The organism is Asticcacaulis sp. AC402 (assembly GCF_000495835.1).
Taxonomy (GTDB): Bacteria; Pseudomonadota; Alphaproteobacteria; order Caulobacterales; family Caulobacteraceae; genus Asticcacaulis.
On the sequence record NZ_AWGC01000047.1, the window covers coordinates 23,595 to 33,445 of the forward strand.

5 protein-coding genes are annotated in these 9,851 nt (G+C 62.1%); 3 read left to right on the top strand and 2 right to left on the bottom strand.

Features of this window, described 5'->3' with window-relative positions; translation table 11 throughout:
* Positions 1-19: 19 nt before the first annotated feature.
* Entirely contained in the window at positions 20-613 is a 594-nt protein-coding gene (locus ABAC402_RS38290) for a TetR/AcrR family transcriptional regulator (protein WP_023451238.1), read from the bottom strand.
* A gap of 147 nt (positions 614-760) precedes the next feature.
* Between ABAC402_RS38290 and ABAC402_RS39560 the strand changes: the two genes are divergently transcribed.
* Complete coding sequence (locus ABAC402_RS39560; protein WP_023451239.1) at positions 761-1,471, top strand: DUF4386 family protein; 711 nt, start codon at positions 761-763, stop codon at positions 1,469-1,471.
* Between the two features lie 263 nt (positions 1,472-1,734).
* Here ABAC402_RS39560 and ABAC402_RS38295 read toward each other — a convergent pair whose 3' ends face one another.
* On the bottom strand, positions 1,735-2,238 hold the full coding sequence (locus tag ABAC402_RS38295; protein WP_082180086.1) for a response regulator: 504 nt from the start codon (positions 2,236-2,238) through the stop codon (positions 1,735-1,737).
* 202 nt (positions 2,239-2,440) lie between these two features.
* On the opposite strand from ABAC402_RS38295, the gene ABAC402_RS38300 reads away from it, so the two are divergent.
* Positions 2,441-7,435 (top strand): alpha-2-macroglobulin, encoded by a 4,995-nt coding sequence (locus ABAC402_RS38300; protein ID WP_031236095.1) that lies wholly within the window; start codon positions 2,441-2,443, stop codon positions 7,433-7,435.
* Between the two features lie 190 nt (positions 7,436-7,625).
* Entirely contained in the window at positions 7,626-9,725 is a 2,100-nt protein-coding gene (gene pbpC / locus ABAC402_RS38305; RefSeq protein ID WP_023451242.1) for a penicillin-binding protein 1C, read from the top strand.
* Positions 9,726-9,851: the final 126 nt, after the last annotated feature.

Consider the following 9,851-nt stretch of genomic DNA (forward strand, 5'->3'; position numbering starts at 1 on the left):
ATTTTGACCACAAACCTTCTTAAGGATAGAGCCGCTGCACCAGGCTGCGCAGACCTGCGCCGAGGCGATCCCAGTCCGCGTCGTCGCGCAAGGGTAACCCGGCGAAATTTCCTGAGACGGCTGCCGACAGCACGAACTGCTGGATCGCCGCCACCAGAACGGCATTGATCAGACCTGCATCCGCCGGCATGACCAAATCGCCGCGCGCCGCCACGACCCACTGCATCATCGCCCGGCTGCGCGCCTGGGTCAGGGGCGCCAGTTTGCCAGGCGCCGCCGATAGTTCCCACAGGATCAGCTTCTGCAACAAAGGGTTGGCGCGTAACGCCGTCAGATAGGCATCGGCCAGGTTAGCCGCCCATTCGCCATAGGTCGCACCCTCTGTTGCCACCGGGGGGGCTCCCAGCCAGGTGGCGACATCGCCACCCATGGCCTCCAGCAGACCTTCGAGCCCGCCGAAATATCGGTAGATCAACTGTTTGTCGCAGCCGGCCTGACGGGCCACCGCATTCACGCCGAAGTTCTGAAAGCCGTGCTCGGCCAGAGTGACTTTAGCCGCCTCAAGGAGGGCTGCGTGGGTGGCTTCGCGGTTCCGGATACGGGGTTCTGCCATGGGGAAATCCTTACTTTCTAAGGACATAGGTGAGTTTTGCCACCCCGGCAACGAAAATATGTCACCAAGCGGTGATTTATGTCTTGACGGCTTCGCTTGGGACGCCTAGACATCATGTCACCCTTCAGTGACATATAGGAAGCCCTGATGACGATCTCGAGCAAAGTAACTGGCGCTGGCGCTATCGCCCTCGCTGTGGTGTTCAACCTGCCCTACGGCTATCTGGCGCAGAACTTCCACTATCCCGATATCCTGCGCCGGCCGTCGGCCGAGGTATTGGCGGCGTTCGCAGCCGGGGGTGACGGCCTGGTTTGGGCCTGGTATGTTTTCGGGTTGTCGGCCCTGGCCTTTGTGCCTTTGGCGATCGCTATGGCCTTGACGACGGATCGTATCCGCAATTCACCCGCCGTGGCGATCGGCGCCGCCCTGGCTGGCGTTCTGGCCGGGCTGGTTCAGGCCATGGGTCTGTTCCGCTGGGTTTTTGTGGTGCCGGGCCTGGCGCAGCAACAGGACCTGATCATGGCAGGGGCACAGTTCGACCTGATGAACGCCTTCGCCGGTGTGGCGATCGGCGAGCATATGGGTCAGATTTTCACGGCCCTGTTTGTCGGCCTCATCGCCATGTTGCAATGGAGCGAGCGGGCACGGATCAGCTCGGTGATCGGTGGTGTGACGGCGGGCCTTATGGTGGTTGGCGCGGGAGGTGGCCTGGCTTTGGCGCTGGGTCAGTCGGATGGGCTGTTCGCCATGCTGTCGATCGGCGCCTATCTGGGCCTGACCGTCTGGCTGATTACGACCGGGATTGGCATGCTGGGTTTCGGCAAGGCGCGGGCTACCAGGCAAGCAGTTTACGTTTGAGGGTAGTTCTGACCGGTAATTGTGTAGGGACTTAATCCCTCAACCCGAACCCTCTCCCCGCCCTAAGTGGGAGAGGGAGATTTTTTCCCGTTCCTGCAATAACTTAAGGCGTGAGTTCCGCAAAGATCAGCGCTGTCAGGTTTTCGGGTCCGGGGTGCTTGCACCCTAGAGCGGGGTTTTGATGGAATCAAAACCCCGCTCTAGGTTTTTGTTTTGCCGCGCAATTTTTCCAAAAAGTGGTGTCCACTTTATCGGATTGCGCTCTAGATCTTCCCTTCGGCCTTGTCTGCGACCCGCCGGAATGGCCCCCTGTAATCGGCAATAACCTTGCGGCGCCGGTCGGGGCCGACATAGTTGGCTGACTTGACCCAGCCGCGCTCGTTATCGATGACGCTGCGCATCCGGTCGATAAGGGCCCGCGCCGTCAAAGGCTTGGCGACAAACTCATTGACTCCGGCATCGCGCGCCTCAAGGACGCGTCGACGGTCGGTGTGGCCGGTCATCATGATGATGGGCACGTAGGGATGGGGGCTGTCTGAACCGCGGCGGATCAGCTTGGTGAATTCGACACCGTCGAGCTGTTCCATTACCAGGTCCAGCACAATGACGTCCGGACGCCAGTCGCGAACGATTTCCAGAGCTTCGATGCCGTCAGAGGCTTCGCGGATCAGGTTGATACCCATCGAACGCAGCATGGTACAGACGATGACCCGCATGTAGTGGTTATCATCGACCACAAGCACCATGACACGCGAGAATTTACTCAAGGCTATCACGTTCTCCTGGTGCGAGGACCGGTGACATAAGGGACGCGCCCCGACCTTCTCATTGCGTTGAAGCGACTCATTAGCGCTATTTTTGCATTTAACAAAACAAAGATTGATCTTTCGGAAATTCCGCGCTTTCGTCTGCGATTAACGACCTGTCAACGTCTGTGGACAAGGCGCGGGGTCGTGCGGGGATGACATCATGATCGATTGGCATAACAGGACGCTTCTGGCAGGCGCAGCAGCAGTGCTGCTCGCCGGTTTCGGTATCGGCTTCCTGACTGGAAAAGTGACCGACCGCCCGACGGCCCACACCATGGGCACGGCCAGCGACAACGGACTTATCGGTGGACCCGACAGCGGACTGTTCGGCAAGCCGCGTGCTGCCAATGCCCGGCGTGCCGCTCAAACCAAACCGGCCGGTTTCGATGTCTGGACGTCATCGCTCGATACGTCGAGCGCTTCGCCCAAGGCCTGTATTCAATTCTCAAGGCCCTTGGATCCGTCCAAGCCCTATGGCGACTATGTCGTGGTCAGCCCGGCCTTGCCGACGGCCCCCGCCGTCTCGGTCAAGGACGACACCCTTTGCGTTGCCGGAATCGGCTTCAACGACCGCCGCATCACCCTGTTGAAAGGCCTGCCCGCCAAGGGCATGGACACGCTTAAAGCCAACAAGGATGTCGATTTCGCTTTTGGTGAAAAGCCACCCTATGTCGGCTTTGCCGGCAACGGGGTCATCCTGCCGCGCGAGGAAAGTGACGGCGTGGCGATCGAAACCGTCAATGTTTCCAGCCTGGCTTTCGAGGTCTGGCACGTGGCGGATCGTAATCTGGTCCGCAAGTCGGTGTCAGCTCCCGACCCCGTCGGTGAAGACGAGTATGACTACGAATGGGGTGAAGATTCCCCCAACGATATCGGCGTCAAGATCTGGACCGGCAAGGTTGCGGTCAAGGCCGGCAATGGCGAGCGCATCACCACAGTCTTCCCGCTGGGCGCGGTGCTCAAGTCGCTGAAGGCAGGCGCCTATGTCATCAAAGTCAAGGACGCCTCGGGCGGCCGCGACAAGAACGACAACGAACAGCCGCCCAGCGCCCGCCGCTGGATACTCTATACTGACATGGCTCTGACCACCTATCGCGGCCAGAACGGCCTCGATGTCGTGGTCCGTTCCCTGAAAAGCGCCAAGCCGGTGGGCGGAGTCAAGGTCGACCTGGTCGCCATGAATGGCGATACGCTCGGCACGGTAAAGACGGGTGTCGACGGCCGCGTCACCTTTAACGGCGCTCTGCTCAAAGGCTCTGAAGCCCTGCAAGCCAAGATGATCATGGCCTATGGGCCCGGTGACGACTTTACCGCGGTCGATGTCGATCGAACGCCGATGGACCTGACCGCCCATGGGGTCGGCGGGCGTTCCGATGAGGCTAGCCTGACCGACGGCCGCGTGTCCACAGCGGGGGTCGATTCCTACGTTTACACCGATCGCGGCATCTATCGACCGGGCGAAACTGTGCGCCTGATCGCTCTGATGCGGGACAACGAAGGCCGCGCCATCAAGGACCGCAAGGGCGCCCTGATCGTAACCCGGCCGTCGGGGGTCGAAGCTTTCCGCCTGGCCTTCGACAAGCTGCCCAATGCCTATGCCGGTGGCAATCTTGTCCTGCCGAAAACTGCCCCGCGCGGCCAGTGGACCGCGAAAGTCGAGCTGGAAGGTCTGGAAGGCGATGCCGGCCACACAACCTTTGCCGTTGAAGACTTTGCGCCGCAACGTTTGGGCGTCGACGTCAAGGCTGATGTCAATCGCCCGCTGCTGAGCCTGACCGAGGTCCGGCCGATAACGGTGGCGGCGCGTTATCTCTATGGCGCCAATGGCTCTGGTCTGCAGGTGACCGGTGAAGCGCGCATCCGTGCCGACCTCAATCCGTTCCCGAAGTTCCAGGACTACCAGTTCGGCGACCAGACCAAGCCCTACGAAGAAAAATACGTCGACCTGCCGGAAGTGACCACCGATGGCGCTGGCAACGCCACCGTCCCGTTCAATGCGTCGGAGGCCGGTCAGACTGACCAGCCCCTGACGGTCTTGCTTACCGCCTCGGTGTTTGAGCCCGGCGGCCGCCCGGTGCGGGAGAGCCAGACCCTGCGTATCAAGAGCGCGCCGCTCTACCTCGGCGTCAAGACCGAGCAGAAGGACGGTAACTGGCGCGACATCCCTAAGACCGCTTTCAGCATCATTGGTCTCAACCCCAATGGCGACAAAATTGCCGTTGCGGGCATCAAGGTGACGCTGATCGCCGAGATCTATGACTACGACTGGTACCTGTCTGATGGCAAGTGGCGCTGGCGCTCGACCCACCGCGACGTAGTCAAGGACAGCAAGACCATGGACCTCAACGCCAATACCGGCCTGAACTTCGAAGAAAGTCTCGACTGGGGTGACTACCGTATCGAGGTCGAGGCTGTCGGCCGCGCCAAGACGGTGGTTCGTTTCTCTTCGGGCTGGGGCGCGTCGGACAAGAACGCCGATTCGCCCGACGCGGTCCGCGTCACGGTCGGTAACAAGAGCTATGCCCAGGGTGACACCATCGATCTGACCTTGAAGGCACCGTACAAGGGCGAGGCCCAGATCGCCGTCGCTACCGACCATGTCATCGAAATGAAGACGGTCTCCGTCGGGGAGGGCGGCACTACGGTGCGTCTGAAGTCCAGCGCGGCCTGGGGTGGCGGCGCCTACATCATGGTGAGCGTCATCCAGCCCCGCGATCCGGTCGATTCGGCCAAGCCGCGCCGCGCCGTCGGCCTGGTCTATGTTCCGCTCGATCCCAAGTCGCGCAAGCTTCAGGTCAATGTGCCCCTGAGTGACCAGCCGTTCAAACCACGCCTCGACAACAAGGGCCAGGGTTTTATCGATGTACCCGTCGAGATCAAGGGTCTGAAGTTCGGCGACAAGGCCAGGGTGTCGATCTCCGTGGTCGACCAGGGCATTCTCAACCTAACCAAGTTCAAGTCTCCCAATCCGGTCGACTGGTACTTCGGCAAGCGTGCTCTGGGCGTAGACTATAATGACGACTACGGTCGCCTGCTCGACCCGAACCTGGGTGCGCCGGCCAAGTTCGGCGGCGACCAGCTGGGCGGCGAAGGCCTGACGACGACGCCGATCCGAACCATCGCCCTCTGGTCGGGTGTGGTGACGACGGGCTCGAACGGCAAGGCGGTGGTCCACCTGCCGATAGCCAAGTTCAACGGCGAGCTGAAGATTATGGCGGTCGCCTGGACCGACGAACAGGTCGGGTCCAGCGAACAACGCATCGTGGTCCGTGAACCGGTTGTGGCCGACCTGGCCCTGCCGCGCTTCCTGAGCCCCGGCGACCGCGCCTTCGGCACTCTGCAACTCGACAATGTCGACGGCAAGCCGGGCGTCTATGAGGCTGTGATTAACGGTCTGAAAGGCATAGCCGCAGCGTTCAAGAAGTCCTTCAACCTCGGTCAGGGCGACAAGGCGATCGAGCCGATTCCGCTGATCGCGCCCAATGCGGTCGGGGTTTCGACGGTGCAGATCGGCCTTAACGGTCAAGGTTACAGTTTCAACGACGCCTTCGACATCCAGACCCGCAACGGGTGGGGTCCGCAGACCCGCGTCTTCAGCCAACTTCAGAACGTCAATGAGGTTTGGGCGCCAGACGCCTCGCTGCTCAATGGCCTGCAACCCGGTTCGGTGACGGTCGAGGTCAGCTATTCGCCCTTCCGCAACATCGACCCTGGCCCGCTGGCGGCGATGCTCAACAAATATCCCTATGGCTGCACCGAGCAGATCACCTCGGCGGCGACGCCGTGGCTCTATGTCGACGAATCCATGGTTGGCAAGACGGCGGCCAAACCGGCCCAGGGCGCTCTTCGCATTGCCGTGCAGAAGATTCTGGATCGTCAATCCCAGGATGGCGCCATCGGCCTTTGGCGGGTTGGCGACGGCAATGCCGACGGCTTTATCGGCGCTTACGCCACCGACTTCCTTTTGGAGGCCCGGGCACGCGGCGTCTATGTGCCACAGGAGGCTATCGACAAGGCGGTCGGTGCCATGCGCGCCATGGCCAAGCCCGAAGGCTTTGTCAGTGTCAACTATCGCCTCAGTGTCGACTACTATTGGAATCCCTATTACGGGATCTCCAGCCAGGAGATGACCAAGCGCCTGCGTTCGCGTGCCTCGGCCTATGCCCTTTACGTTATGGCCAAGGCCAAATCAGGCGACCTGGCTCGCCTGCGCTGGTACAAGGACGTCCAGTTCAAGTCGGAAGAGTCGCCGCTGTCCCGGGCTCAGGTGGCTGCTGGCCTGGTGATGATGGGCGACCGCTCGCGCGGACGCGCCGCTTTCCAGGATGCGATTGCCAAGCTTGGCTTTACGGATCAATATGATTGGTACCAGTCGCCGCTGCGTGACCTGGCCGGGGTTATTGCCCTGGCCTATGAAGCCGGCGAGGTCGACATCGCCCAGTCGCTGATCCCGCGTCTGGAACAGGCGATGAAGTCGCCGGCCCAGATGAACACGATCGAGTCCGCCTATGTCCTGCGTGCGGCGTCCTACATGCTGAAATCGGCCGGAGTGACCAAGATCCAGTCTGCCGGCGTCAGCGCCCTGCCGGGCAGTCAGCATGTCCAGCGCTACGGCATCGGCCAGTTCGCGCCGGTACGGTTGAAGAACATCGGCTCGGGCGCCGTCTGGCGCACCGTGACGGTGATAGCTACGCCGACGGTGGCGCCATCGTCGCAAGCCCAGGGCTTGAACCTGACCAAGACCTTCTATGCCATGGACGGTTCGCGGATCGATCCGTCGAACATGACACAGGGCCAAAAGGTAATCGTGGTCATTTCGGGCCGGTCTGACCGGGCGGAGCTGCGGCCGATCGTGGTCGATGATGCCTTGCCGGCCGGTTTCGAAATCGAGGCGACCCTGACCAACGAGGACGCGCAGAACGGGCCGTTCCGCTTTATCGGCGAACTGACTTCGGCCAAGATTCAGGAGGCGCGGGACGATCGCTATATCGCCGCGCTGGATGTGTCGTCGTCGAAGGGCTTCTCTTTGGCGTACATCGCCCGGGCGGTGACCATGGGCGACTTCTACCTGCCGGGCGCCGAGGCCAAGGACTTCTACCGCACCGACCTGTTCGCCCGCACCCAAGGCGGCCGGACGATGATTTCGGGTAGATAGCGCCATAGAATCCCCTCTCCCCGTTTACGGGGAGAGGTTAGGGTGAGGGGCCTGTAGAGGTTAGACTGTCTGCGACGGGCTACATCTACTAAGGTCGTACTGACCCTGAAAGCCCCTCACCCGGTCGCTTTCACAAGCTCAGCTCCCGTCCTCTCCCCGCAGGCGGGGAGAGGTAAGAATAGTAACGCCTTTGCAGCTTCCCGTTTTTCATTTCGACCGATTTATCCCGCGGCTGGTCAAGGTCCTGACCGGCCTCGTGGCCGTGCAGGTCGTCGTCGCCGCGCTGAACCTCGTCCTGCCGCCGGATATGCAGAAGGCGACTACGGCGTCGGCGGTGGCGCTGGACCGCAACGGCACCTGGCTGCGCGCCCTGCCGGTCGACAACGGCCGGTGGCGCATCCGGGCCGACCTCGATCGCACGGACAAGACTTTCCTCAAACGCCTGATCCAGGTCGAGGACGAACGCTTCTACCTCCATCCCGGCGTCGATCCGGTGGCCATCGTGCGGGCGTTTGGCTCGAACCTGCGTGCTGGCGCCATCGTCTCGGGCGGTTCAACCATCACCATGCAGACGGCGCGGTTGCTTGAGCCCCACGAACGCTCCTACGGTTACAAGTTCCTGGAGATCGTGCGTGCCATTCAGTTGGAGATGCGCTATTCCAAGCGCGAAATCCTGGCCATTTATCTCAGCCTGGCGCCCTATGGCGGCAATCTGGAAGGCGTGCGCGCGGCCTCGCTCAGCTATTTCGGCCATGAACCGGAAAGCCTGACCCTGGGCGAACAGGCGCTGCTGATTTCCCTGCCGCAGGCGCCCGAAGCGCGCCGGCCCGACCGCAATCCTAAAACTGCCCTGGACGCGCGCAATCTGATTCTCCAGCGCATGGCGGCAAGCAACATCGTCGGCAGCGGTTCGGCGCAGGAAGCCATGGCCGAACCCATGGTGACCAAACGTTTTGCCTTCCCGGCCATCGCCTGGCACACCGCTGGCCGCATGGCGTCGGGGGTCAAGGGCCTGCAGGCGACCGTCGTCACCACGATAGATGCCAACCTGCAGCAGCAGCTGGAGCTCATGGCGGCGCGCACGGCTGCGGAGCAGGGTCCTAACTCTTCGGTCGCGATTCTGGTTATCGACATTAAAACCCGTGGGGTGCGCGCCAGTGTCGGCTCGGGCGGCCTGGAGCGCGCAGGTGGTTGGATCGACATGACCCGCGCCCTGCGCTCGCCGGGCTCTGCGCTGAAACCTTTTATTTACGGCTTTGCTTTCGAGGCAGGCGTTGTGGCGCCAGATACCCGGCTGATGGATGCGCCGACCCGCTTCGGTGACTATCAGCCCGAGGATTTCGACCGCGTCTTCCGTGGCGAGGTTTCGGTCAAGGAGGCCCTGATCAATTCGCTCAATGTGCCGGCGGTGGCGGTGCTCAACAAGATCGGACCGGACGCCTTCGAGGCACGGTTCGATGCCGTCGGTGTGAAACTGGTACGGCCCAAGACCGGGCTGCACGATGCTGGGTTGGCGCTGGCGCTGGGCGGGGAGGGAATCCGGCTCGACGACCTGGCCCTGCTCTATGCCGCCCTGGGCGATCAGGGCCTGGCCAAGCCCCTGGTCTACCGGCTGGAGGATGAGACGCGCCCAGTCCTGGGTCAGCGCCTGTTGCGCGCCGATGCTGCCGACAAGGTGGTGGGTATCCTGCGTGAAACCCCGGCGCCGGCGGGACGTCTGCCCGGGGCGTTGATGAAGGCAGCCAACCGCCCTGCCTTCAAAACCGGAACCTCCTACGGCTACCGCGACGCCTTGGCCGTCGGGGTAGCCGGCGGTTATGCCGTAATGGTCTGGACCGGTCGGCCCGACGGCGGAGCCCGGGCGGACCAAACCGGGCGCGAGGCGGCAGCGCCCTTGCTGTTCGACGTTTTCGACCAGATCCAGGCGCCGCCGCGCCTGCCACAGGCCTTGGCGCCGGCCAGGGCGCCGACCGCATTGGAAAATCTCGGCGGCCTGACGGGCAAGGTATCGATCCTGTTCCCGCCCGAGGGTGCCACCGTCTATGTCGAAGTAAAAGGCAAAGACGCCAAGGGCCATCTGGTGCTGAAGCGGCCGCTGAAACTGTCGGCCCGCGGCTTGCGGCCGGTTGCCTGGTATATCGATGGCGAGCCCTTGGGGCTGGATGAGTCGGGCGAATTCGCTTGGTCGCCGCCGGTAGAGGGCTTTTACGACCTGACCGTCATCGACGCTGCCCAGCGCGTCGACAAGAGTCAGATCCGGATTGTCGCGATCGGTTCCGATCCGCCTTGAGTCGGGTGCAGGGCGCTAGGAGCGGGATGAGTCAAGGTCATCGAGGGTTGGTATAGGTTTTCGTTTTGTGGCGAAATTTATCCGAAAAGTGCGTCACACTTTATCGAATTGCGCTCCAGCACTCTG